The sequence below is a fragment of the Facklamia sp. P12950 genome (genome assembly GCF_050409465.1).
GTDB lineage: Bacteria > Bacillota > Bacilli > Lactobacillales > Aerococcaceae > Facklamia.
Genome location: NZ_JBNUPK010000005.1, coordinates 1 through 23214, shown reverse-complemented (window position 1 = coordinate 23214; position 23214 = coordinate 1). Strand labels below are relative to the sequence as shown.

Genomic DNA, 23214 nt, shown 5'->3' with positions numbered 1-23214 from the left:
AGAATGTCTTATCGAGAAAATCCAGACCAAGAAAAACAAGTCGAAATGGTCGAAGAAGAGATTCAACTGTCAATTCGTCAAGCCCAAGTCAAAGATGCTCGCGCCATTTTAGGATTAATGAGACATATCGGTAAAGATACCAATTATCTTACAACCGGACCTGAAGGATTATCTCTGGATGTTCAGCAAGAAAAAGAATTGATTCGAAACTACCTGTTGGCTAAAAAATCATTATTATTAATTATTGAAGTTGACGATCAAGTTATTGGAATCGGTAATTTAGCTAATTTCTCAAGTCACAAGCAAGACCATATCGCTGAAATAGGAGTATCGATTGTGAAAGAATATTGGGGCTATGGTATTGGCAAAATGATTGTGCAAGAATTAATTGATTTTGCCAAAAAAGTTGATTTAAAAATTTTAACTTTAGAAGTGGTCACTGAAAATCAACGGGCTGTCCGACTTTATAAATCGTTTGGATTTGATATCAAAGGAACTTTAAGTCAGCGTTTAAGACATGGTCATTTTTATTACGATGTCTATACTATGGAAAAAATCTTGCGTAAATCGCTTACATAAAAGGATGCCACTTTACAAGTGACATCCTTTTAACTAGAATGGAATGACGATTATACTGAAGGGGAAAATAAAATGAATTTACTAGAAAAATTTCCTAACATCAAAATATTAAAAGATGAGCCTCTATCAAAATATACTTATACAAAAACAGGTGGTAAGGCAGATTATTTGGTCTTTCCTCATGATCGCTTTCAAGTGGAAACCATTGTGAACTATGTAAAAAATCAGCCGTTAGATTTAACGGTTTTAGGTAATGCTTCCAACTTAATAGTAAAAGATGGTGGCATTCGTGGCGTTGTCATCATGATGACTGAGATGAAGTCGATGCGACGCATCGATTCTAACATCCTTGAAGCGGAATCAGGGGCGTCATTGATTAAACTAACTCACTTAGCGCTCGAACATTCACTTACAGGCCTGGAGTTTGCTTGTGGTATACCAGGCTCGATCGGTGGGGCTGTTTATATGAATGCGGGGGCCTATGGCGGAGAAGTCAAAGATGTCATTGATGAAGTCGATGTAATCAGTCGTGATGGCTTAATTAAAACCTTTAAAAATCCAGACTGTCATTTTTCTTATCGCCATTCTGTTTTTCAAGAGCAAAATGATTTGATTTTATCTGTTCGTTTTAAATTGCAAGCTGGTGACTTTGCACATATAGAAGAAGAAATGGATCATCTAACACATTTACGCCAATCCAAGCAGCCTTTAGAATATCCTTCATGTGGATCTGTTTTCAAGAGACCTGAAGGTTATTATACAGGGAAGTTAATCCAAGATGCTGGTCTACAGGGCTATCGTATCGGTGGAGCTGAAGTGTCTAAGAAGCATGCAGGCTTTATTGTCAATGTGGATAATGCAACGGCAACAAACTATACTGACTTAATTGCTTTTATCCAAGCAACTATTTGGGAAAAGAACCAAGTACGTCTAGAAACAGAAGTCCGTATTATTGGTGAGGATGTCGAATAATTTATTTATAGATTAGGAGTCACATGTGCACATGTGGCTTTTTTAATGTTTACAGATAGATTACTGAATATTAATATTTGTCGATTTTTATTTTAAAATCTAACTTACAAAGCGTGAGTATAACATGATATAATCGGGCGGAAGGTTTCCTTCAAAAAATACAAAAGAGGGTGTCAAGCATGAGTGAAGCATTACTAAGTGTCGAGTTAAAGAACGTTTCAAAGCACTTTGATGATCAAATGGTATTAAAAAATATTAATATGGAGTTGGAACAAGGACAGTTTTATACTTTGCTTGGACCATCAGGATGCGGTAAAACAACAATTTTAAGAATTATCGCAGGCTTTACTCAAGCAAGTGAAGGGACAGTATCGATTGAAGGAAATGAAGTAACCAACATTCCTGCTAATAAACGTAAAGTTAATACCGTTTTTCAAGATTATGCACTTTTTCCACATATGAATGTTTTTGATAATATTGCCTTTGGTTTATCTGTCAAAAATGTTGACAAACAAATCATTAAAAACAAAGTTCAAGCTGCGCTTAAGCAGGTGCGGTTAGATGGGTATGAAGAACGAAATATTAATGAAATGTCAGGTGGTCAAAAACAAAGGGTAGCGATTGCACGCGCACTGGTCAATGAGCCGGACGTTCTACTTTTAGATGAGCCCTTATCAGCTTTAGACTTAAAATTAAGAACCGATATGCAGTATGAATTACGTGAATTACAACAGCGTCTAGGGATTACTTTCGTTTTTGTCACTCATGATCAAGAAGAAGCTTTAGCTATGTCTGATTGGATTTTTGTTATGGATAGAGGAGAAATTGTGCAATCGGGTACGCCTTCAGATATTTATGATGAGCCGATTAATCGATACGTTGCTGACTTTATTGGAGAATCAAATATTATTGATGCAACCATGATGGCTGATTACCGGGTTAAATTTGTCGGTCATGAATTCGATTGTGAGGATGCAGGGATTCCTAAAGGCGAAGCAGTAGAGGTTGTTATTCGACCAGAAGATGTAAAAATCACTGCTCCTAATCAGGGTCAGATTAACGCAACAGTTGATACTATGCTCTTTAGAGGGATGTTCAATGAAATTATTGCCTATGATGATGAGCAAAACGAATGGATGATTCACACAACAGAGAAGGTTGATATTGGACAAAAAATTGGCTTGCAAATTGGTCCGGATGAAATTCATGTTATGAGATTTAATGAAACAGAGGAGGAATTTGACGCTCGTTTAGAGCAATATGAGGAGGGGGAAAATGAAGAAGACTAATATTCATTTGTTGGCTATCCCCTATTATTTATGGTTAGCCATCTTTGTGATTACTCCCTTACTAGTGCTTTTTCAACGGTCATTTATAGGCATTGATGGACAATTTACCCTAGCTAACTACCAGCATTTTTTCACTTCAATGGAATATATCCGAATGACTCTGTCTTCCTTTTGGTATGCCTTTCTTGTAACTTTATTCACTTTTTTATTAGCCTACCCACTAGCTTATATTCTTTCTAAAAGCAAAAATAAAGACTTGTGGTTGATGCTGATTATTTTACCAACATGGATTAATTTATTGCTTAAAACCTATGCCTTCATAGGCATCTTAGGTAATTCGGGTCCTTTAAATAATTTCTTTGAAGCGCTTGGTTTCGGTAGACAACAGTTGCTGTTTACTGATGTTTCCTTCCTTCTAGTAGCAGCTTATATTGAGTTGCCTTTTATGTTCTTGCCGATTTTCAACTCAATCAATGAGATTCAACCCAGTCTATTAGAAGCGGCCTATGACTTGGGAGCATCTAAGATGACCATCATTCGGCGTGTGATTTTTCCTTTATCACTGAGAGGAGTGCGCTCGGGTGTCCAAGCGGTCTTCATTCCTTCTCTTTCTCTTTTTATGCTTACCCGCTTAATTGGAGGAAACCGTGTAATCACTTTAGGTACGGCTGTTGAGCAGCATTTCTTAGTTACCCAGGATTGGGGGATGGGATCAACCATCGGTGTAGTTTTAATGTTGATTATGTTCATCATTCTATTTACTACTAGGGATCGTTCTAAGGCAGGAGGTGGTCAAGATGCATAAAACTAAAAAAAGAATGGGTTCTACCCTTTATATTGCGTTTGTCTTTTTATTAATGTACGCACCTTTGATTTATTTAATGTTTTATTCCTTTAATGCTGGTGGAGACATGACTAACTTTTCTGGTTTTACGCTAGAGCATTATCAAACCCTTTTTGAAGATAAACGTCTGATGACCTTCATCTTAAACACCTTTATTATCGCTCTTTTATCCGCTTTAATTGCAACCATCATTGGCACTCTAGGAGCGATAGCTATTTATTACTATCGTTCTAATCGTAGTCGTCAAGCTATTCTTAATCTAAATTCAGTCTTAATGGTTACACCCGATGTCATGATGGGAGCTAGCTTTCTCTTGATGTTTTCATTCTTATTAAAGTTTGAATTTGGCTTCACCACTGTTTTGTTATCACATATTGCATTTAATGTGCCGATAGTGGTTTTAATGGTCTTGCCAAGACTTTATGAAATGAATCCAGCCATGATTACGGCAGCTCAAGACTTGGGAGCCAACCAGAATCAGATTCTATCAAGAATTATTTTACCTTCCATTAAAAGTGGTGTTTTAGCCGGTTACTTCATGGCTTTCACCTATTCCTTAGATGATTTTGCTGTTACTTTCTTTATAACTGGGAATGGTTTCTCAACGTTATCAGTTGAGGTATATTCACGTGCTAGAACAGGGGTAAGCTTGGAAATTAATGCGCTCTCTACTTTAATGTTCTTGTTAGCTTTACTTTTAGTCTTTGGCTATTACACGCTCAGGGTCGGAGAACAGCGAAAAGCAGCACTTAAAATGCGTCAAGCTAGAGGAGGTTAGTAATGAAAGCATTAGTAAAAGTAATGATTGCCATTCTACTTGCAGTGGCTGTGATGTTTGTTGGGCGTTACTACCTACAATCTAGTCAAGGATTAACGGGCGAGAGTAATATTGTCAATTTTTATAATTGGGGCGATTATATTGATCCTGATTTAATCGATGAGTTTGAAGAAGAAACGGGTTATGTGGTAGTTTATGAAACCTTTGATTCTAATGAGGCCATGCTCACAAAAATTCAACAAGCTGGTACCAATTATGATTTAATTGGGCCGAGTGAATACATGGTAGAAACAATGATGGAAATGGATTTATTAGAAAAAATTGATCATAAACGCTTACCTAATCTCAAACATATTGATGAAGAATTTCTGGACCAGCCTTTTGATCGAGGCAATCAATATTCAGTGCCATATTTTTGGGGTACTTTAGGTATTCTTTATGATAGCAGTCAAATTGCGGAAGACGAAATTATCAGTTGGAATGACCTTTGGCGAGAAGAATATCGTAATAAGATTATGATAATTGATGGCGCCCGTGAAGTGATTGGGATTGGTCTGCAATCAGAAGGGCATTCACTTAATGAAACAGATAGTGAACTTATTGCTAAGGCCACTCAAAAGATGAAACAATTAATGCCTAATATCCTGGCTTTACTTGCAGATGAAATTAAAATGTATGCGACAATCGGAGAAGCCCCAATAGCCGTTACTTATTCAGGCGAAGCTGCCATGGCTATGTATGACAATGAAAATTTAGCCTATATGGTTCCGAAAGAAGGGTCTAACATTTGGTTTGATACCTTGGCCATTCCTAAAGGTGCAAAAAATCTCGAAGGTGCACACGCTTTAATGGATTTCTTGATGCGCCCAGATATAGCAGCTAGAAATGCTGAATATATTGGATACGCTACCCCTAATAAGGATGCCATTGATTTAATGGATCCAGAAGTAATTGCCGATCCGGCCTTTTATCCTCCGCAAGAAATTATTGATCATTTAGAAATTTATCGTAACCTTGGTCAAGAAAAATTGATCGAATATAATGATGAATATTTACGTATTAAATTAGAACCGCGTTAATTCTTTATTGAGAGTATAAATTTACATAAACTTAACAGTAAATAGGCTACAAAATTCATAATCAACGGTTAAACTTATTAAGGATTTATGATTGGAAGGGAGAGATCGTTTTGCAACTTGTTAATAAGCGGTTAACTATTAAAGATTATGAAGACCCATCAGCTTCTTTTATCATTGAACGCTTAGAGCTTCCAGCTACTATTAGTTATTTAGTGTTTGAATTCAATACCTATCTGGGGGATTATGCGATTGACTCATTAATGGCTTATGATTCACACTATAATTTAAGAATCGATATTCAAAATGTTTGTCAAGGTCGACGGATTATTCTAAGTCTTGATGAGTTAGAATCAAGCAGTGGAACACGTCCAGGCATTCTTCCATCAGGTGAGTGGATCTTAGTATTTAAATTGGCTGACCCCATACCCAAGTGCGAGTGGTTGTTCGAGTATTCCATTGAAGCCAAAGAGTTGAGTCAGCCATCACTTAAAAACATCTAACTGTTCTTAGCAATTAAGATGGTTTTAATCTTTAACAATAAACTTAAACACTAATTTATTTATGGGTGTTTAAGTTTATTTTTTTAAAAGGGCACCGTGGGATCGACTGTTTTATGAAAAAATTTTAATAATAGACAGTTTGATGTGAATTTGATATATAATAATAGGACAAGTGACTTGCAAATTTAATTAGCAAGTATTAAGAAATGAGGAATCTTTTTGGTTAGAAAAAATGTAATGACTGTTGTTGTTCCTTGTTATAATGAACAAAAGACAATCCAGCCGTTTATTGAGGCAATTTTAAAAGTTCAAAAAGACCTAAAAGAAGTTGAAATTGAATTACTATTAATAGATGATGGGTCAACCGATCAAACCCTAAATGCTATTAAAGAAGTGGTTCAGCAATATCCAGACAGCATTGAATACCTATCTTTTTCACGCAATTTTGGTAAAGAAGCAGGTCTTTATGCCGGCTTGAAACACGCCAAAGGTGAGTATGTTGCAATTATGGATGCGGATTTACAAGATCCACCGATGATGTTAGTAGATATGTATCGAATGATTCTAGATCCAAATGTCGATGTGGTAGCAACCAGAAGGACTTCTAGAGAAGGCGAACCAGTTGTTCGTTCTTTTTTTGCCCGCCTTTTTTACAAATTGAATAATTTAATTTCGCGCCTTGAGTTAGCAGAAGGTACGCGAGATTATCGTTTGATGAAGGCACAAGTCGTAGATGCCGTTGTATCTATGGGTGAGTATAATCGCTTTTCAAAAGGGATTTTCTCATGGGTTGGTTTTAAAGTGAAATATTTAGAATACCCTAATATTAAACGCATTGCTGGTCAATCCTCATGGTCATTTAGAAGTTTGTTCGATTATGCTATCGATGGCTTAATTTCTTTTTCGGACTTTCCATTAACAATTGCTAGTTTCTTAGGTCTTTTCAGTATTGGCACAGCTTTGGTTTGGGGTATCTACTTACTAGTGGCTTTTTTACTTTATCAAGTAAGCGCTTCTGCGATCAGTCTCTTGGCCTTATTAATATTATTTATGGGTGGCTTTCAATTTTTATGCTTAGGTATTATTGGCAAGTACATTTCTAAAATTTTTACCGAAGATAAACGACGACCTATATATTTGGTGAGAGAAGAGAAGCTTTTTGAAGAAGATGACTAGGATAATTATTTAAAAATGAGTCTGATAATATAAAAGAACAGCCTGCACATGCTTGTGTAGGCTGTTCTTGATTTGAGTGTGTAAATTGTTGGGGAATGGTGATAAGACCTATTCTTCATCTAACATTGGCTGACCTGGTCCGGGTTGGTGATTGGCAATATTGCTTGCCCATTCATAGTCCACCATAATAAATTGCCCGAGATAATCGTTTTTTAATTCTTTAGCAAACTTATCAAGAATGAAGTCTGTAAGCGATGGATGGTAATCAACCATAAGCTGCTCATCTTCTGTAAGATAAAGGAATTTATCTTGATTATCTTTGTGAATAAAGAAGCGGTTAAGTACTTTTCGATTCGGTTCTTGTTGAGCAAATAGGCCATCTGTTAATACTTTTACAACTTCCATTACCTGATCATTAAATCCTCGATCAAAAATCTGGATTTTTTCAATCAGTTGAGGGGCTGAAGTTACAACTCTTAAATGATAATCACTAATATCAATCCCTTCCTCAGCTGTCATTAAGCTAAGACCTTTTAATATTTTTTCGCGATTTTCTTTAAAATTAGGTGCTAAATATATCAAAAGCTTGAGTTTTGGATCATGATAGAGAATTTGAGTTTCTATTTGTCTTTTGGCCCCACATTGATCGCATTCAAAGGCTAGAAGCTGACCTTCTAATAGTTGTTGTTTTAATTCGGGGTGTTTTTGACTATTGATAGCAGTTTCGATGATATGTTCCTGCTTAGCTTGGCATACTGGACACTCTAAGTGGATTGTTTGTGGCATTCAATTGCCTCCTTTATCGGATTAATAATTCTAGTATATCAAAAATGAGGAAAGATGCGAAAGAATCATTAATATAATCTTGTAAGCGATTAACACATTGTCTTAAACTGTGCTATAATAGCTAAAGTAATAGGTATAGAGGGGGGAATATATGAAAAGTTTAATTATTTATGAATCACCTTATGGATCTACCTTAATTTATGCTAGAGCCCTCCAAAGAGTCTTTGACTTTCCGATGGTAGCTTTAAGTGAGGTTGATCGAACTACTTTGAACCACTATGATTTAATTATTGTAGGCACCTTTGTTTTCTCCGGAAGGATTTTTAAGTCGACTTTGATTAATCAGTTGATGAATCGCTACCGCGAACCGAGTTGGGTCTTATTCACTGTGGGCATTTCTACCCCAAATCTTACCAACTTTACGAAACTATTAAAAGAAACCTTTACAGCTAGAGTCTATCAACAATTAGCAACCTTTCATTATCGTGGTCGAATTGCCTCTAAGCGCTTTTCTTTAATGTACTTAGCTTCCAAAAGAATGAAGCGTCAACCAGGCACTAGCCTGGATGATGTGATTTTGGGCCCCGAGGAATGGCATTTGTTGGATTATCATGGAGGAACGGCTGAAAAAGAGGATTTAAAGCAAATAGCGAATATGGTAGAGTATATACGTGAAATTGTACAATACATTGGATAATGGAGGAATCGAATAAGATGGAAGAAGCAAAAAAACGAGTGGGCAAATATGCAGCCTCTTATGTTGAAGATGGTATGGTGGTCGGATTAGGGACTGGCTCAACGGCATATTGGTTTATTGAAGAGCTAGGACGCCGTTTCCAAGCAGGAGAACTCAATAATATTTTAACAGTCTCTACTTCTGATCGCTCTTCTGAACAGGCTTTAAAATTAGGCTTACCCTTAAAAGAAATTGAAGATGTCAATCGCATCGATCTGTTAGTAGATGGAGCGGACGAAACAACTCGTCAATTCGCCGGTATTAAAGGCGGTGGTGGTGCGCTTTTGCATGAAAAAATTATTGCTGAAAACAGTGATAAGATTATTTGGATTATGGATGAGAGTAAATTAGTTAACCAATTAGGGAAATTTCCTCTTCCAGTAGAAGTAGTTCGCTTTGGCTCATGGAAAGTTTATGATGCTTTTAAAAGCGCTGGGATGAAACCAAGCTTTAGAAGAATTGAAGATGACAGGCTTTTCATTACCGATTCCGGCAATTATATCATTGACCTCCATTTAGAAGAGATTCCTAATCCCCAAGTGTTGGCAGCCGAGATTAAGTCTAAGGTTGGAGTAGTTGAGCATGGCCTTTTCTTAAATTATGCCGATATCATTCTGGTTGCCCAAGCTGATGGAGAAATTATTAAAATCGAACGTAGTGGTGAAGTAAATTAGACAATATTAAGGATGATGAAGTATGAGAATGGTAGATTTAATCCATAAAAAACAAGAAAATCAAGCATTGACCCAAGCTGAAATCCAATATATTATTAACGGATTTACTGAGGGAGAAATTCCTGATTACCAAATGGCCGCCTTGAATATGGCAGTTTACTTTAATGGCATGAATGCTAAAGAAGTTAGTTATTTGACCATGGCTATGGTTGAATCAGGCGATCAGATCGATCTCTCTGCTATCAAAGGCATCAAAGTAGATAAACATTCGACCGGAGGTGTTGGAGATACAACCACTCTAGTCCTAGCTCCCTTAGTAGCTTCTTGTGGTGTTCCGGTGGCTAAGATGTCAGGGCGTGGTTTAGGCCATACGGGCGGTACGCTGGATAAACTTGAAACAATCAAGGGCTTTAATTTTGAAATCGCTGAAGCTGCCTTTATTGCTCAAGTAAACCAACACCAAGTGGCCGTGGTCGGACAAACTGGCGATTTAACCCCAGCTGATAAAAAGCTGTATGCTTTAAGAGATGTCACTTCTACTGTCCAGTCTATTCCTTTAATTGCTTCTTCCATTATGTCTAAGAAAATTGCTTCGGGTGCTGATGCAATTGTCCTAGATGTAAAAGTAGGCGATGGCGCCTTTATGAAGACAATCGAGATGGCCGAAGAGTTGGCCAACACCATGGTTGAAATAGGCAATCATTTAGGTCGTAAAACAGTAGCCATCTTATCTAATATGGATCAGCCATTAGGCTTTGCAATTGGTAATACCTTAGAGGTCAATGAAGCTGTGGAAACCTTAAAAGGTAAAGGTCCGCAAGATCTAACGGAGCTTTGTCTGAATCTTGGAGCACAAATGCTCTTGTCTGCTGAGAAAGTAAAAAGTTTGCCAGAAGGTATTGAAATGTTGCAAGCGCAGATTGACTCAGGAGCAGCCTTAGAAAAATTCCGTGAATTTATTGAGATTCAAGGAGGAGATGCTTCATTCATTGATAATCCGGAACAATTAGGTAAAGCCAAGTATCAAATTCCGTATTTAGCTAAAAAATCAGGTGTAGTTAGTCACTGGGTAGCCGATTTAGTGGGTGAAGCAGCGATGGTTTTAGGAGCGGGTCGTGCGGTTAAAGAAGATGAAATTGATCCAGTAGTAGGCATTGTCTTAAAAGCTAAGGTAGGAGATCCTGTTCAAGAAGGAGATCCACTCGCAATCATCCATTCCAATCGGGAAGATATTGATGACTGCTTGAAGCGACTAGACCAAGCTATTCAAATCGCTGATACAGCTAAAGAATTACCTCTAATTTATAAAACAATTGATTAAAATACGCAAGAAGAAGGAAGTTACTATGTCAAATAACAAAACGTTTAAGTATGTTCAAATCGGGATTTATGCTGCTTTAATCATCGCTGCGATTACCTTTATCCGTGTCCCGATGCCATCCGCCATCTCTAATTCTTTTGTTCATCCAGGGAATGCCTTGGTGATTTTAGCAGTTTTACTAATGGGGTTCAAACGTGGTACGGCTGCTGCTTTAATAGGGCTTTTCCTCTTTGATAGCTTGAATGGTTATTTCTATGTCGTTCATTTTACCCTTTTAGAAAACCTCTTGGTTTTGATTATGGTCTCATTCATATATAATAAATTCTTCCATAAAAAGGATAGTATGAGTCATATTGTGACATTAGGAATCGTAGGAGCATTAACTAAGATTGTATTAATCTTTGGTAAGCATATTATCAATCAAATGATCTTAGGAGCCACATCTTCTGCAGCAATTGCGATGGCGATTTCAGCCATGCCAGCCAGTCTTTTTACAGGACTTGTTACAGCAATTTTAGTGCCAGTTTTATATTTCCCTTTAAAGAAAATTTTCCAACGCTATCATACAATTGGTGAGTAAATTTACCACTTGGGGTTCAGTCTTTAAGGCTGAACCTTTTTAATTGGTAAAATTTAATGGCCCTCGACGCTTTAAGTCGAGGGCTTTACTAAATTGTCTTAAACTTTAGCTGGTTCAAGTGCAGGGCTGTTTGTATGGATGGTTTGATATCTCTCTTGCTTGAGGTTTTTAATCGAAATCATAAAGCAGAAGGATATAATATATAGACTGGCTAGGAAAAACATAACTGCACGCATCGCATAGTTTTCTAAAATCATTCCAATGATGAGAGAAGAGAAACCACCGATTGCACGACCAACATTTAAAATGATGTTATTAGCTACTGCTCTGACTTGAAGGGGGTATAAGCGCGTAACCATGGCGCCATAGCCGGCAAACATTCCATTAACAAAGAAGCCCATTAAAGCACCGCCAAGTAAAAGGCTTAAGGCAGAATGGACATAAGTAAAAGCGAAAACCGAGATAGCTGATAGGATGAGGAAAATGCCATAAACTAAACGTGGACCAAACATATCTAGAAAATAACCGAAGACTAACATACCGATCGACATTCCTACAATAGTAGTAATCATCCAAAGGTTAGAGTTACCCAGGCTGATCCCTAATTTACCTTGCATCATAGTTGGTAACCAGTTCATCATTCCAAAGTAACCAGCAATTTGAACAGAAGTCATCACCATTAAAGCAATGGTTTGATGGGCTAGAGCAGGTGTTTTGAAGAGGTCAGAGATTTTACCTGCTTGTTGACGGTCGACTTTCTGGCTACCACGATCAGTGATTTGATCTTCTTTAATCATAAAGTGCATGTAAGCCACTAAGATTAACGGCAGAACACCTAGAGCGAAAAGTCCTCTCCAACCAAAGACGGGTGCAATTAAGCTGGCTAAAACAGCGGATGTAATCGAACCGATTTGTCCCATGACACCATTCAGTGAGGAGATACGACCCATTTTGTTGCTTGGTACAATACCCGCCATGATTGCTAAGGCAACACCGTACTCACCACCAACTCCAATACCAGCTAAGAAGCGTAAAGCTAAAAGGCTATTGATGCTTTGACTAAAGAAGATAAGGGCTGTGGCTGCAGAAAAAATTGCGACGGTCCATTTTAATACTTTATATTTGTTATAGCGGTCTGCTAAGACCCCAAAGACAAGTCCCCCAAACAGCATTCCGAAGTTAGTAATGGTTCCAATCCAACCGGCTTGAGTAGAGGAAATATTCAAATCAGCAATAATAGAGGATAGGGAAAAGGCCAAAAACATCACATTGACATCATCTAAACCAGAGGCAATCATTGAAGTAATGAGGGCACGACGATCATAATTTATAGTTTTCATAACAACTCTCCTTAATAAAAGTTCACGGACTTTTTTAATTAATATTTTGACTTTAGTTAAAAGCTTGACTCCAAGCTTGAGGATCTTTGTACCAATTGGCTAAGCTTTGCTTATGACTTGCAAAATCAGGTTTTTGGGTAACCGTATCGATCAGAGTGGCATAATCACTCAAGGTGACTAGCGGGAAAGATTCTTTAGCAAAATTTTGACGACCGGTATCTAATAAGTAATTAAAGATAGCTAGGGCCCCAATCACTTGACCACCAGCATTTTGAACGGCGTGAGCCGCTTTAATGACGCTCCCACCGGTTGAAATCAAGTCTTCAATCATTAGGACTTTTTGTCCTGGATTTAAGTGGCCTTCAATTTGATTGTGCATGCCGTGTCCTTTAGGACTAGACCGCACATAAATCATTGGTAAGTTTAATTCTTGTGCCAAGAAAGCAGCGTGAGGAATACCAGCAGTAGCTGTACCCGCGATCACTTCGACCTGTGCAAAGTTTTCTTTAACGGCTGCTACCATAGCTTCAATTAAAAGCTGCCGGCTTTGCGGATGGCTAATAATTAGGCGGTTATCACAATAAATGGGTGATTTTAAACCGCTTGACCAGGTAAAAGGGGGATCTAAGCTGATTTTAACTGCTTCAATATCCAAGAGGATATTAGCAATCTTTTCTTTACTGCTGGTTTGATGAACGTTTTCCATGATGACCTCCTATTTTAATAATTTTTGTGCTTCAGCTATTTTTTCAACTATGTCCATGTAAGCCGCTTTTGGATTATCTGCCTGGGTAATTGGACGACCAATCACGAGATAATCACTGAGATTTTTAACAGCAGTTTGGACATCAGCGATACGGTGCTGGTCATCCGTACAATTTATCGTTTGTGGGCGTATTCCTGGTGTAACCGTTAGGAAGTTAGTATGAGTGACCTCTTTGATCGCCTTAGCTTCATGGGGTGAGCAAACTACACCGTCAAGGCCTGCTTGGTGACTTAATTTGGCATAGTGTAAGGTTGAAGTTTCTAAACCGGCAGTAATCAGTTGTTCTTCTTCCACTTGTTGGTTAGAAGTAGAAGTCAGTTGAGTGACTGCAATCAAAAGGGGTTCTTTTTGACCAGAAGGTGTCCCTTGTATCAGACCTTCTTTGGCTGCTTCCATCATTTTAAGTCCACCTGCCGCATGGACATTAACCATGGCTACACCCAATTGAGCGAGAATTCGCATGGATCTCATCACGGTGTTAGGGATGTCATGGAGTTTAAGGTCAAGAAAAACAGCATGACCCTGACTGGAAATGGTTTCTAAAAGTTGAGGGCCTCCCAAATAGAAAACTTCCATGCCTATTTTTATATTATGGGGACCTTGGGGTAAAAGCTTTAAAAAGTCTAAGATTTCTTGATCACTGGCAAAATCAAGCGCAATAATGGGTAGTTGAGGATTGAGTTCCATAAAGTCCACCTTTCTAATAAAAAACGCCTAACCACATATTCGGTTAGGCATAAAAGATATATCCATAAAAGCATGCCCAAAGGCATACTCAGGGTGTGGATCTTCTTTCATGCTTCTCTGAACATGTTTAAAGCGATCGTTTCAAATTGTTAAGAGTATAAAATGAATCAAAGGAATTGTCAATAGGAAAATAAACATTAAAAAAATTATTTGTTAAACGTAAATGATAATGTCTCAAGAGAACACAAATCAAAATGTCCCACTATCCTCTATAATAAATGATGAAAAGGATAGGAGGGAAAATTTAGGTATTTAACAGAAAGAGAATGTTTAAGATTAATGGGATTTGATGATAAGGATATAGATATACTTGAAAAGACCCATCCAAGAAGAAAAAATGCACTTCAAGTATTTTATATAAACAAGCTGGTAATTCAATTGTGGTAGATGTATTGGAAGTCATAGTAAATGAGATAGTTAAACAAGAAAAAATAAAGCTAATGAACAATAAGACCTTCTTGTTTTTTGTTATATATTCAGTATAATTAAAAGTAGGAAAAGTAGGAGGGATCTAATGGATAATTTTATTGAAAATGCAAAGGTAATGGCTAAGGGACAGGTGACGATTCCAAAGGCAGTAAGGGATCTTATGGGAATTGCTCCTGGTGATCGAGTTAGCTTTCTAGTCAATCAAGGAAAGGTTCAAATAATAAACTCTAAGGATTATTTGTTAGCCTATGAAGAAAATATGATAAAAGAAGAAAGCAGAGGGGAAGAAGATGAGTCCTGATGAGATACTAGAACTAATTCATAAGGGAGAAACCATAAATGTTGAATTCAAGGAAGCTAAAAATGACTTGAATAAGGATGTCTTTAACTCTGTCTGTGCCTTTAATAACCGAGATGGTGGTTACATCATCTTAGGGGTAAAAGATAATCGAGAAATGATTGGTGTCAATCCAGGAAAAGTTGATAAGATCATCAAGGATTTTACGACTGCCATCAATAATCCTCAAAAAATAAATCCACCCCTTTATTTAGTTCCCAAAACAATGGATATCGATGGTAAGACCTTAATTTATATCAGAGTACCAAGAGGCTCTCAAGTATGTAGGCATAATGGGCGAATTTGGGACAGGTCACATGAAGGAGATATCAACATCACAGACCAGTCAGAACAGGTTTACAAACTCTATGCTAGAAAGCAAGGGTCTTATTTTGTAAATAAGGTCTATCCCAAGATAGGTTTAGAGCATTTAGATGAAGAAGTCATAAACAAGGCTAGGACAAAAGCCCTAAGTCGTAATCAAAACCACCTATGGGATACCATGGATAATGAAGAACTCTTAAGAAGCACCAATTTAATCTTGCTTGACCCTGAAAGTAACCAAGAGGGGATTACTTTGGCAGGAATCCTTTTATTCGGCAAGGATTCTACTATTATGTCTGTTTTACCTCAACATAAGACAGATGCCATCTTTCGAGTTGTAAATAAAGACCGTTATGATGATCGAGATGTGGTGATAACCAACCTCATTGATTCCTATGATCGACTTTTAGCCTTTGGGCAAAAACATCTAAATGATTTATTTGTTCTAGACGGGACTTTAAATGTTAATGCAAGAGATATGATTTTAAGGGAGATAATATCCAACACCCTAGCCCATAGGGATTATTCTAGTGGCTTTCCAGCCAAGATGATTATAGATGATGAAAAGATTTTAGTTGAAAATAGTAATCTAGCCCATGGTTTAGGTGTTTTGGATATAAAAAGATTTAAACCCTTTCCAAAAAACCCACCTATATCAAAAGTCTTTCGAGAAATTGGAATTGCTGATGAACTAGGCTCTGGTATGAGAAACACCTATAAATACGCAAAACTTTATTCAGGAGCCGAACCTGTTTTTGAAGAAGGAGATATTTTTAAAACCATCATTCCCCTAAAGGAAATTGCCACGAAAAAAGTGGGTGGGGGGACTGTCGTTCACGGTGTCGTTCACGATGTCGTTCACGATGTCGTTCAGTCCAAGGAAGATTTAATAGACTTTATTATAGATAAGATAAGAGCTAACAATAAGATAACAAGAAAAGAAATAGCTGAACAAGCTGGTGTAAGTGAAAAAACCATTGAAAGACGAATAAAAGAAATAGAAAACCTAAGATATATTGGAAGTGGTAATAATGGATATTGGGAATTAGATGAATAAAAACTATTAAGAAAACTCTAGAGTTGTCAAACATATGTTACACAAGGTGCTTCTAAAATGGGCATGCTTATGTCTTAGCGTCTAACAAAAATAAACATTAAAAAAATTAAGTCTTGAAAGTTTCGCTTTTTCGACTGCGTTGGGCAAGAGCGTTGATATCAAGCTGTCTGGCTGTAGCCCAATGGTAACTTTCGCCACTGAGGATTAAATCTGTTTTGCGCAAATCTTCAATTGATTGACACGATAGGAGGAGTAAGGTTCGTTTAAGGGCTGAGGCCCAATCACCTACCCAATCAACGGTCGCATCAACACCTAATTGGTCCACCGAATGCAGAAACTTGCCTGCAATCCCACAACTTTTAGCGCCCAAAGCTAAAGCTTTGACGATGTCTAAAAAGTCGCGGATACCACCCGAAGCTAAAATGTTGATTTGATCTTGAAAATTCAGCGATTCTAGCAAAGCTTCTACACTGGTTTGCCCCCAGTTGGTCAAGCTTGAAAAGTCTAGCTGGTCATTGCGCTGATTTTCAATCTGAACAAAGTTGGTGCCACCACGTCCACCTAGGTCCACCGTTTGGACCCCTAATTCCTTTAGTTCTTGAAGGGTTTCTTGACTCATACCAAAGCCAACTTCTTTAACAATAACAGGCAACCCTAGGTCATCAACGATTTTTTGAATGTTTTCTTTCCAGTTTGAAAAATCACGATCCCCCTCTGGCATTACAACCTCTTGAGCGGTATTTAAATGAATCTGTAAGGCATCGGCTTGAACTAAGTCGACGGCTCTTTTGGCATTTTCCAGATCATGATGGGCTCCCAGGTTGGCTAAGATAAAGCCTTGGGGATTCATTTGACGAATAATGGTAAAGGAATCAGCCACTTGAGGGTCTTTAAGGGCAGCTGAAATAGAGCCGACCGCCATGGTTAAACCAGTACTTGCAGCAACTTGGGCTAAATGCTGATTGTAACTTTTTGTTTTAGGACTGCCACCTGTCATAGCATTTATATAAAAAGGTAAAGAATGTTTTTTACCTGCCCATTGAGTGGATAAATCAATTTGATGGATATGAAGACGACCCAGTGAATGGTGGACAAAACGGACGTCATCAAAGGAATTATTTTTTCTAGTCTTTTGTTGGTCTAAAGCATAACGCAGGTGGTCATCTTTACGATTGGTCGATAAAGAAGAAGTCATTATCTATTCAATCCTTTCTGAGCTTGATTGTGGGGCCACTTGAAGATTTAGGGGCACAATTCCTTGAACTTTCCATTGCTTGAGAATGATCTCCTTGGTATTTATATCATAACCTAAGGCAATACCGCAATCTCCACCACCAGCCCCTGAACTCTTGCTAGCATAGCCATGTTGATTACCAATTTCAATCAGCTGATTTAAAGCAGCCGTTTCAATGGATAGGTTATAAGCCTTACCTAAGCCAAGTAGTAAGTTACGGTAATTACTGATGGCTTGTTGGATTAGGTCTGCTTGATTATTAATTAGTCCATCTTTTAATTGACGAACGACTGCAGGGGCTTGATCTATAAAGGCTTGGAAAGCTTGTGGCTGAGCAGATATTTGGTCTTTTAATTGTTTGACCAAATTGTCGGTAGAAGCCGTATGCTGAGTCCAGCCAATCAGGACTTGCAAGTCTTTAGAAACGGCTAAGTTTTCAATTATTAAATCTGGCCATTCTTGCTTTAATAAAGCCGTAATCGAAGGAGCGTTAGCGATCATTTCTTTTAAAAGCTTGCGATCAGGTGCCATATAATAGGTCCAACCACCAAAAGCGTTAGCAGCGATATCGCCAAAGCTACCAGAAGCTCCTAGACGCAGTTGACTGATAACGGCTAGGCGGTAGAGCCTCTCAGCTGAAAGCTTGATTTTGTGAAAGTTAAGTATAGCTTGGATGGTACCGACTGTTACGGCACCGCTAGAGCCTAGACCGTATTTTTTACCCGAGTCACTTAATAGTTGTGATCGAATGTGTAAATGAAAGTTTCGACTATTAAAGTTCGATTCTTGTAAGAAGGTGTGGGTCACCTTAGCTGCTTCTATCACGTAACGCCACTGGTCCAGTTGATCTTCTTCTAGGGAATAGTCTTCTGCAACTCTCAAGTGCGAATCATCTGTTTCTAAGCAAAGGGGCGCATAGCCTCCTTGATGGTTTTCAATCAGCCAGCCTTTCTTAGTCCTTTGACGGATTGTCAGCTCAAGGTACTGGTCGACCGCAATCAAGATAGCTGCTTGCTTAGGCGCCAAAACAGCGTATTCACCAGCAATATAGAGTTTGCCAGGGATTTTTATGGTTTGAGTTTGTGATGATTGAAGGCAATGCCTAGGATTCATGACGATCCTCCTAATGATTAATAAGCGGAATTGAGAAGGGTTGAGGTCCGGGGCGAGAGACAATAATTGTTTGCGGGTGAAAGTCTTGCCTCAACTTTTCTTGAATGGCAGGAATTTGACTGTAGGGACAGATGATTTTAACATTCGGTCCCGCATCCATGGTAAAGTAGGCAGTTAAGCCAGTCTTTCTCAGTTGGCGAACGGCTTCCATGGCCTTTAAGGATTCCGCTTGAAAGTAGCTAAAGCTTGGATTAGCTGCCAACATGGTTGCGTGCATCTTCATGGCATTATGTTCAGCGATTTGACCGATTTTTTGAATATCTCTAGCCTTAATGGCTGCCTTAATTAATGCTAAATCTTTAGCTACTTCCTCTGCCCATAAAGCGTAGAAAGGGGAAGTTTCAATGGTGTGTTGCATGGCTTGACGGCTGGAAAACTTTTTAGCCTTATGATTGACTACTAAAGCAATCATGCCAATGTCCCAATCGGCATCATCAAAAGCACGAGCAAAACTCGATTGAGAGTCCTCACCTTGTCCTTTTTCCCATTCCACAAAGCCGCCAAATAAAGAGCGAGAGGCAGAGCCTGAACCAAAGCGGGCCATGATTGAAAGTTCTTCTTGAGATAGATTGAGATTTAAGGCCTCATTACAGGCACAGGCTAAAGCAGCAAAGGCTGAGGCCGATGAAGCTAGACCCGCTGCAGTGGGGACGTGGTTGTAACTAATTACTCGTGCTTTTAAATCCGTGTTCTTGATTTGACGAAACGGGTCTAAAAAGCGCGAAATCTTTTGCCGCTCTTGGATAGATTGAGTTTGATCATTTAGGATAAATTGATCCTCGTCATAACTCTTAGAAAAATGCACTTGTGTTTGCGTATAAAAAGCCTCTAGCGTTAAAGAAAGGCTAGAGGTAACTGGCAACATCAAGTCTTGATTGCGTTTGCCCCAATACTTGATTAAAGCAATATTAGTATGGGCTTGAAAATTAGCAATAAAATCTTTAGTCATGATGTGACTCCTTTGCTTGTTCTGCTTTTGAAAGGTTAAGTAGCCATGTTTTTTCTGCACCGGCTTGTTCCATCGATTCAGCAATCATTTGGGCATGAGTTTGATCTTTAGCCAAGGCAATCACGCAACCGCCCATGCCACCACCGGTTAATTTAGCTCCTAAAGCGCCAGCTAACCAAGCGGCATTGACGATGTGGTCAAGGGAAGGGTTGGAAACACCTAATTGGTTGAGATAATAGTGGTTGTAAGTCATTAAACGCCCTAGTTCAAGTGGATCTTTTTTACGAATCGCTAGGAAGGCTTGACGAACAAAAAACCCAATCGTTTCCATAGCGCCATTAACAAAGCTAGCCTTACTTTGTCTTAGTTGGGCAACGTGATTGACAGCTAATTTGGTCTGGCCAACTTGACCGGAATCAGCCACTACTAAATAAGCTTCTAAGCCCAAATCAAAATCACGAGCTTGCTGACTCTTACAGTATATAATAGATCGATTGGAAGAAGTTACTAGGGTATCTATCCCCGATGTTGATTGATGGGCAATCACTTCTGCTTCATTTGTAATCATGCGTAAGTGATAATCCTTGATGGTCTTACCATAATAGTCACAAACTGCTCGAATTAAAGCCACAGAAACAGCTGCTGAAGATCCCATACCACGCTCTTGTGGTATTTCAGATAGAATTTCAATATGAAGTGGTCTTTTGGGTAGTTGTTTGGAGTCTAAGGTTAGTTTTAAAGCCATCTTTAAATTATTTAAATGATCCGGTGCTTGTTCAAAAGCTCCCTTATAATAAGGACAGTCAATGGTTGAATAAGCGTAAGCAGAAGGTGTCACTTGGACTTTTACCTGACAGGGTTTGAAAGGAATGGCAATGGCCGGATAGTCATAAACCACGGCATGTTCACCCATTAAAATAATTTTAGAATGAGCAAATCCAAGGCCCAGCTTATTTTTTTTGCTTGAAGTTGATTTCAAAGAATAATGAGGTTTACCGAATGAATGGTTCATGAACTAGCTCCTTTCTGTAAAAGATATATATTAATGGTAGCGCTTATGCTAAAATAAGAGCCAAATTAACCATTAAAAAATACTGTTTCATTGGAGTATTTTAACACATATTACAAGAAGTTTGTATTAATTCATTATGAGACTTCAGTAGGAGGAAGATATGTATTTTGCAATGAATGATTATTATGCCACCTATAATCGTAAAGAATGGCAAGCTTTCCAATCGGAAAATTTAGAGATTTTACCGATTGATGAGCTGGCTAGTTTAGTGTCGCTCCAAGACCGTTTGACGCAAACAGATGTTAGAGAAATTTATGGTCCGTTATTACATTATATTGAAGCAGATTTTCAACATACCATGAAATACAATATGGCTAAACAGGAATTTTTTGCCATGGGGGAAGTGGACCCATTTGCATACCGCAAGGTGCCTTTCATCATTGGAATTTCAGGTTCAGTAGCTGTTGGCAAATCAACGACGGCTCGTTTGCTCCATCAATTGCTAAGTGAGACCTTCCCTAAACGGAAAGTGGAGTTAATCACTACCGATGGTTTTCTCTATCCAAATGAGGTTCTAGAACAAAGAGGGATGCTACACCGTAAAGGTTTTCCAGAGTCCTATGATATGTCCTTACTCTTAGAATTTATGACTCATATTAAGACGCAGACTTCTCCTTTCTCAGTACCGACCTATTCCCATCTATGTTATGACATTGTCAAAGGTCAGTATCAAATCATCAATAATCCGGACATTTTAATTGTGGAAGGGATTAATGTTTTGCAACTTCCTTCCAATCAACAAATCTATGTCAGTGATTTCTTTGATTTTTCGATCTATATGGATGCTGAACAAGAACTAATCCATAAGTGGTTTGTTGAGCGATTCTTGGTTCACTTACAAATGGCGAAAACAGATTCTTCTAATTATTATCATAAAATGAGTAATATGAGTCGAGAAGAAGCCATCGCTTATGCAGATAATGTTTGGTTTACCATCAACTTGCCTAACTTAATCCAACATATTAAGCCAACTCGTTCACGAGCGGATGTGGTCTTGCATAAGTCGGTTAATCACTATATTGACCATATTCACGTTAAAAAATACTAAAACTTATCTTTTGGCCGAATAGATTTAAAAGGCGAACAAAAAGGATAAATTCCGAATAAAAACTTGTAAAAACATACTTTCATTCGCTGAAGCATGATAGAATAAACGCAAGAGATAAAATTTAGGAGGAATACAATGGTAGAAGTAAGAAGACCTGAAGCTATGGAACGTATTTCAAGCCCAGAGATGGCTGAGAAATTTATTGAAGAACAAATTTCCTTAATCAGAGAACAAGTAGGCGACAAGAAAGTTCTATTAGCATTATCGGGAGGCGTGGATTCCTCTGTAGTAGCTGCATTATTAATTAAAGCCATTGGCAAACAATTAATCTGTGTCCATGTCAATCATGGCTTATTGCGTAAAGGCGAGCCAGAACAAGTGGTTGAAGTCTTTAAAAACCAAATGGATGCCAACTTAATTTATTCAGATAGTGTGGAGCGCTTCTTAACGAAATTAGAAGGCGTAACTGATCCTGAAGAAAAACGGATGATTATCGGTAATGAATTTATCGAAGTTTTTGCTGAAGAAGCGCGCAAGTTAGAAGGCGTAGACTTCTTAGCTCAAGGAACTATCTGGCCCGATATTTTAGAAAGTGAAGACGGCATCAAAGCTCACCACAATGCGGGGGGTTTACCAGAAGACATGAACTTTGAATTAGTAGAACCTGTGCGGATTCTCTTCAAGGATGAAGTGCGTATAGTTGGTGAAACTTTGGGACTCCCTCATGAGATGGTCTACCGTCAACCCTTCCCAGGACCAGGTTTAGGCGTTCGTTGTTTGGGCGAAATTACTCGTGACCGTTTAGAAGCAGTCAGAGAATCAGATGCAATTTTACGCGAAGAATTTGCTAAGAACGGTCTGGCTGAAAAAGTATGGCAGTATTTTACCGTGGTACCTGATTTTAAATCAACTGGTATCAAAGACGGTAAGCGTACTTACGATTGGCCAGTCATTGTGCGTGCTGTCAATACCAAAGATGCAATGACAGCAACCGTCGAAAACATTCCATTCGATCTTATGCAACAGATTGTTGATCGCATTACCCACGAAGTGCCAGGTGTGAGTCGTGTACTTTATGACTTCACACCAAAACCGACAGGAACGATTGAGTGGGAATAGGTCCCGAGATTTTGTAACCCTTGATTTTACTAACTACTCTAAGGGTACGAGTGGTTCATGATACTGTTTTGATGCTATAAATAGTGGCTAACCACTGGGAATAAAGAATAATAGAAGAAAATAAAAGACTAGTTAAAGAACAAACCCCTGATTGAGGTAAGAGGCGAGTTAGTAACTAGTCTTTTGATTTTGGCTCTATGTCAAATAGGGTTATGCTATCTAAGGAGATTAAGCAATTAACGGTTGCTTGGTCTCCTTTTCTTTTCTTCCTGACACATATAATCTTGATATTAAAAGAATTCTAT

General features: G+C 38.3%; 23 protein-coding genes and 2 pseudogenes. 17 read left to right on the top strand and 8 right to left on the bottom strand.

The window, feature by feature from the left end; genetic code table 11:
- Positions 1-3: 3 nt before the first annotated feature.
- The 8 genes from ACQV2Q_RS05340 to ACQV2Q_RS05305 all read left to right on the top strand — a co-directional run bounded on the left by ACQV2Q_RS05340 (position 4) and on the right by ACQV2Q_RS05305 (position 7217).
- Positions 4-579, top strand: a complete 576-nt coding sequence (locus tag ACQV2Q_RS05340; RefSeq protein ID WP_428882156.1) for an N-acetyltransferase family protein — start codon at positions 4-6, stop codon at positions 577-579.
- Between the two features lie 72 nt (positions 580-651).
- Entirely contained in the window at positions 652-1551 is a 900-nt protein-coding gene (murB, locus tag ACQV2Q_RS05335) for a UDP-N-acetylmuramate dehydrogenase (protein WP_428882154.1), read from the top strand.
- A gap of 179 nt (positions 1552-1730) precedes the next feature.
- Positions 1731-2840 carry an ABC transporter ATP-binding protein gene (locus tag ACQV2Q_RS05330; RefSeq protein ID WP_428875104.1) on the top strand — a complete coding sequence of 370 codons (1110 nt, stop codon included), beginning with the start codon at positions 1731-1733 and terminating at the stop codon, positions 2838-2840.
- The gene (locus ACQV2Q_RS05325) at positions 2827-3645 is read left to right on the top strand and encodes an ABC transporter permease (RefSeq protein WP_428873315.1); all 819 of its coding nucleotides are present in this window, start codon (positions 2827-2829) and stop codon (positions 3643-3645) included. The genes ACQV2Q_RS05330 and ACQV2Q_RS05325 overlap by 14 nt, the downstream gene beginning before the upstream one ends.
- Complete coding sequence (locus ACQV2Q_RS05320) at positions 3638-4462, top strand: ABC transporter permease (RefSeq protein WP_428873316.1); 825 nt, start codon at positions 3638-3640, stop codon at positions 4460-4462. The genes ACQV2Q_RS05325 and ACQV2Q_RS05320 overlap by 8 nt, the downstream gene beginning before the upstream one ends.
- Positions 4463-4464: 2 nt before the next feature.
- Positions 4465-5541, top strand: coding sequence for an ABC transporter substrate-binding protein (locus ACQV2Q_RS05315; RefSeq protein ID WP_428882151.1), 1077 nt, complete (start codon positions 4465-4467; stop codon positions 5539-5541).
- Between the two features lie 110 nt (positions 5542-5651).
- The gene (locus ACQV2Q_RS05310; protein ID WP_428873318.1) at positions 5652-6041 is read left to right on the top strand and encodes a hypothetical protein; all 390 of its coding nucleotides are present in this window, start codon (positions 5652-5654) and stop codon (positions 6039-6041) included.
- Between the two features lie 219 nt (positions 6042-6260).
- Entirely contained in the window at positions 6261-7217 is a 957-nt protein-coding gene (locus ACQV2Q_RS05305; RefSeq protein WP_428873320.1) for a glycosyltransferase family 2 protein, read from the top strand.
- A gap of 108 nt (positions 7218-7325) precedes the next feature.
- Here the strand turns inward: ACQV2Q_RS05305 and ACQV2Q_RS05300 are convergent, their stop codons facing one another.
- Entirely contained in the window at positions 7326-8003 is a 678-nt protein-coding gene (locus ACQV2Q_RS05300) for a CpXC domain-containing protein (protein ID WP_428873321.1), read from the bottom strand.
- Between the two features lie 151 nt (positions 8004-8154).
- Here ACQV2Q_RS05300 and ACQV2Q_RS05295 point away from each other — a divergent pair, with 151 nt between their 5' ends.
- The 4 genes from ACQV2Q_RS05295 to ACQV2Q_RS05280 are packed head-to-tail and all read left to right on the top strand — an operon-like array spanning position 8155 to position 11314.
- A complete protein-coding gene (locus ACQV2Q_RS05295) occupies positions 8155-8700 on the top strand; it encodes a flavodoxin domain-containing protein (RefSeq protein WP_428873323.1) in 546 nt (181 codons plus the stop codon).
- Between the two features lie 17 nt (positions 8701-8717).
- On the top strand, positions 8718-9413 hold the full coding sequence (gene rpiA / locus ACQV2Q_RS05290; protein ID WP_428875107.1) for a ribose-5-phosphate isomerase RpiA: 696 nt from the start codon (positions 8718-8720) through the stop codon (positions 9411-9413).
- A 22-nt stretch (positions 9414-9435) separates the two neighbouring features.
- Positions 9436-10734 carry a pyrimidine-nucleoside phosphorylase gene (locus ACQV2Q_RS05285; RefSeq protein WP_428882149.1) on the top strand — a complete coding sequence of 433 codons (1299 nt, stop codon included), beginning with the start codon at positions 9436-9438 and terminating at the stop codon, positions 10732-10734.
- A 25-nt stretch (positions 10735-10759) separates the two neighbouring features.
- Positions 10760-11314 (top strand): ECF transporter S component, encoded by a 555-nt coding sequence (locus tag ACQV2Q_RS05280; RefSeq protein ID WP_428875110.1) that lies wholly within the window; start codon positions 10760-10762, stop codon positions 11312-11314.
- Positions 11315-11412: 98 nt separating this feature from the next.
- Here ACQV2Q_RS05280 and ACQV2Q_RS05275 read toward each other — a convergent pair whose 3' ends face one another.
- From ACQV2Q_RS05275 to pyrF, 3 genes are read right to left on the bottom strand one after another with little or no spacing between them, the layout of a single operon-like run.
- The gene (locus ACQV2Q_RS05275; protein ID WP_428876584.1) at positions 11413-12654 is read right to left on the bottom strand and encodes an MFS transporter; all 1242 of its coding nucleotides are present in this window, start codon (positions 12652-12654) and stop codon (positions 11413-11415) included.
- Between the two features lie 52 nt (positions 12655-12706).
- Positions 12707-13360 carry an orotate phosphoribosyltransferase gene (pyrE, locus tag ACQV2Q_RS05270; RefSeq protein ID WP_428882148.1) on the bottom strand — a complete coding sequence of 218 codons (654 nt, stop codon included), beginning with the start codon at positions 13358-13360 and terminating at the stop codon, positions 12707-12709.
- A gap of 9 nt (positions 13361-13369) precedes the next feature.
- Positions 13370-14107 carry an orotidine-5'-phosphate decarboxylase gene (gene pyrF, locus ACQV2Q_RS05265; RefSeq protein WP_428876586.1) on the bottom strand — a complete coding sequence of 246 codons (738 nt, stop codon included), beginning with the start codon at positions 14105-14107 and terminating at the stop codon, positions 13370-13372.
- 297 nt (positions 14108-14404) lie between these two features.
- Here pyrF and ACQV2Q_RS05260 point away from each other — a divergent pair.
- From ACQV2Q_RS05260 to ACQV2Q_RS05250, 3 genes and pseudogenes are all read left to right on the top strand, one after another.
- Positions 14405-14652 (top strand): annotated as a pseudogene (locus ACQV2Q_RS05260) (DNA cytosine methyltransferase); the annotation flags it as partial.
- 29 nt (positions 14653-14681) lie between these two features.
- The gene (locus ACQV2Q_RS05255; RefSeq protein ID WP_428873331.1) at positions 14682-14897 is read left to right on the top strand and encodes an AbrB/MazE/SpoVT family DNA-binding domain-containing protein; all 216 of its coding nucleotides are present in this window, start codon (positions 14682-14684) and stop codon (positions 14895-14897) included.
- Positions 14887-16314, top strand: coding sequence for an RNA-binding domain-containing protein (locus tag ACQV2Q_RS05250; RefSeq protein WP_428882146.1), 1428 nt, complete (start codon positions 14887-14889; stop codon positions 16312-16314). The genes ACQV2Q_RS05255 and ACQV2Q_RS05250 overlap by 11 nt, the downstream gene beginning before the upstream one ends.
- Positions 16315-16420: 106 nt before the next feature.
- On the opposite strand, the gene fni is transcribed toward ACQV2Q_RS05250, so the two are convergent.
- From fni to mvk, 4 genes are read right to left on the bottom strand one after another with little or no spacing between them, the layout of a single operon-like run.
- Entirely contained in the window at positions 16421-17509 is a 1089-nt protein-coding gene (gene fni, locus ACQV2Q_RS05245) for a type 2 isopentenyl-diphosphate Delta-isomerase (RefSeq protein ID WP_428882144.1), read from the bottom strand.
- Between the two features lie 3 nt (positions 17510-17512).
- Complete coding sequence (locus ACQV2Q_RS05240) at positions 17513-18661, bottom strand: phosphomevalonate kinase (RefSeq protein ID WP_428882142.1); 1149 nt, start codon at positions 18659-18661, stop codon at positions 17513-17515.
- 10 nt (positions 18662-18671) lie between these two features.
- Complete coding sequence (mvaD, locus tag ACQV2Q_RS05235) at positions 18672-19670, bottom strand: diphosphomevalonate decarboxylase (RefSeq protein ID WP_428876170.1); 999 nt, start codon at positions 19668-19670, stop codon at positions 18672-18674.
- Positions 19663-20682, bottom strand: a complete 1020-nt coding sequence (gene mvk / locus ACQV2Q_RS05230; RefSeq protein ID WP_428882139.1) for a mevalonate kinase — start codon at positions 20680-20682, stop codon at positions 19663-19665. Before mvk ends, mvaD begins: the two co-directional genes overlap by 8 nt.
- Positions 20683-20842: 160 nt before the next feature.
- Between mvk and coaA the strand changes: the two genes are divergently transcribed.
- Positions 20843-21790: a type I pantothenate kinase gene (gene coaA, locus ACQV2Q_RS05225; RefSeq protein WP_428873339.1), complete on the top strand. Its 948-nt coding sequence runs from the start codon at positions 20843-20845 to the stop codon at positions 21788-21790.
- Positions 21791-21982: 192 nt separating this feature from the next.
- Positions 21983-22909 (top strand): annotated as a pseudogene (guaA, locus tag ACQV2Q_RS05220) (glutamine-hydrolyzing GMP synthase); the annotation flags it as partial.
- Between the last annotated feature and the right edge of the window lie 305 nt (positions 22910-23214).

Bases quoted from the DNA above. Each gene is read 5' to 3' on its own strand.
- ACQV2Q_RS05340 (WP_428882156.1), top strand. From the start codon at position 4: ATGTCTTATCGAGAAAATCCAGACCAAGAAAAACAAGTCGAAATGGTC.
- murB (WP_428882154.1), top strand. From the start codon at position 652: ATGAATTTACTAGAAAAATTTCCTAACATCAAAATATTAAAAGATGAG.
- ACQV2Q_RS05330 (WP_428875104.1), top strand. From the start codon at position 1,731: ATGAGTGAAGCATTACTAAGTGTCGAGTTAAAGAACGTTTCAAAGCAC.
- ACQV2Q_RS05325 (WP_428873315.1), top strand. From the start codon at position 2,827: ATGAAGAAGACTAATATTCATTTGTTGGCTATCCCCTATTATTTATGG.
- ACQV2Q_RS05320 (WP_428873316.1), top strand. From the start codon at position 3,638: ATGCATAAAACTAAAAAAAGAATGGGTTCTACCCTTTATATTGCGTTT.
- ACQV2Q_RS05315 (WP_428882151.1), top strand. From the start codon at position 4,465: ATGAAAGCATTAGTAAAAGTAATGATTGCCATTCTACTTGCAGTGGCT.
- ACQV2Q_RS05300 (WP_428873321.1), bottom strand. From the start codon at position 8,003: ATGCCACAAACAATCCACTTAGAGTGTCCAGTATGCCAAGCTAAGCAG.
- ACQV2Q_RS05295 (WP_428873323.1), top strand. From the start codon at position 8,155: ATGAAAAGTTTAATTATTTATGAATCACCTTATGGATCTACCTTAATT.
- rpiA (WP_428875107.1), top strand. From the start codon at position 8,718: ATGGAAGAAGCAAAAAAACGAGTGGGCAAATATGCAGCCTCTTATGTT.
- ACQV2Q_RS05285 (WP_428882149.1), top strand. From the start codon at position 9,436: ATGAGAATGGTAGATTTAATCCATAAAAAACAAGAAAATCAAGCATTG.
- ACQV2Q_RS05280 (WP_428875110.1), top strand. From the start codon at position 10,760: ATGTCAAATAACAAAACGTTTAAGTATGTTCAAATCGGGATTTATGCT.
- ACQV2Q_RS05275 (WP_428876584.1), bottom strand. From the start codon at position 12,654: ATGAAAACTATAAATTATGATCGTCGTGCCCTCATTACTTCAATGATT.
- pyrE (WP_428882148.1), bottom strand. From the start codon at position 13,360: ATGGAAAACGTTCATCAAACCAGCAGTAAAGAAAAGATTGCTAATATC.
- pyrF (WP_428876586.1), bottom strand. From the start codon at position 14,107: ATGGAACTCAATCCTCAACTACCCATTATTGCGCTTGATTTTGCCAGT.
- ACQV2Q_RS05255 (WP_428873331.1), top strand. From the start codon at position 14,682: ATGGATAATTTTATTGAAAATGCAAAGGTAATGGCTAAGGGACAGGTG.
- ACQV2Q_RS05250 (WP_428882146.1), top strand. From the start codon at position 14,887: ATGAGTCCTGATGAGATACTAGAACTAATTCATAAGGGAGAAACCATA.
- fni (WP_428882144.1), bottom strand. From the start codon at position 17,509: ATGACTTCTTCTTTATCGACCAATCGTAAAGATGACCACCTGCGTTAT.
- ACQV2Q_RS05240 (WP_428882142.1), bottom strand. From the start codon at position 18,661: ATGAATCCTAGGCATTGCCTTCAATCATCACAAACTCAAACCATAAAA.
- mvaD (WP_428876170.1), bottom strand. From the start codon at position 19,670: ATGACTAAAGATTTTATTGCTAATTTTCAAGCCCATACTAATATTGCT.
- mvk (WP_428882139.1), bottom strand. From the start codon at position 20,682: ATGAACCATTCATTCGGTAAACCTCATTATTCTTTGAAATCAACTTCA.
- coaA (WP_428873339.1), top strand. From the start codon at position 20,843: ATGTATTTTGCAATGAATGATTATTATGCCACCTATAATCGTAAAGAA.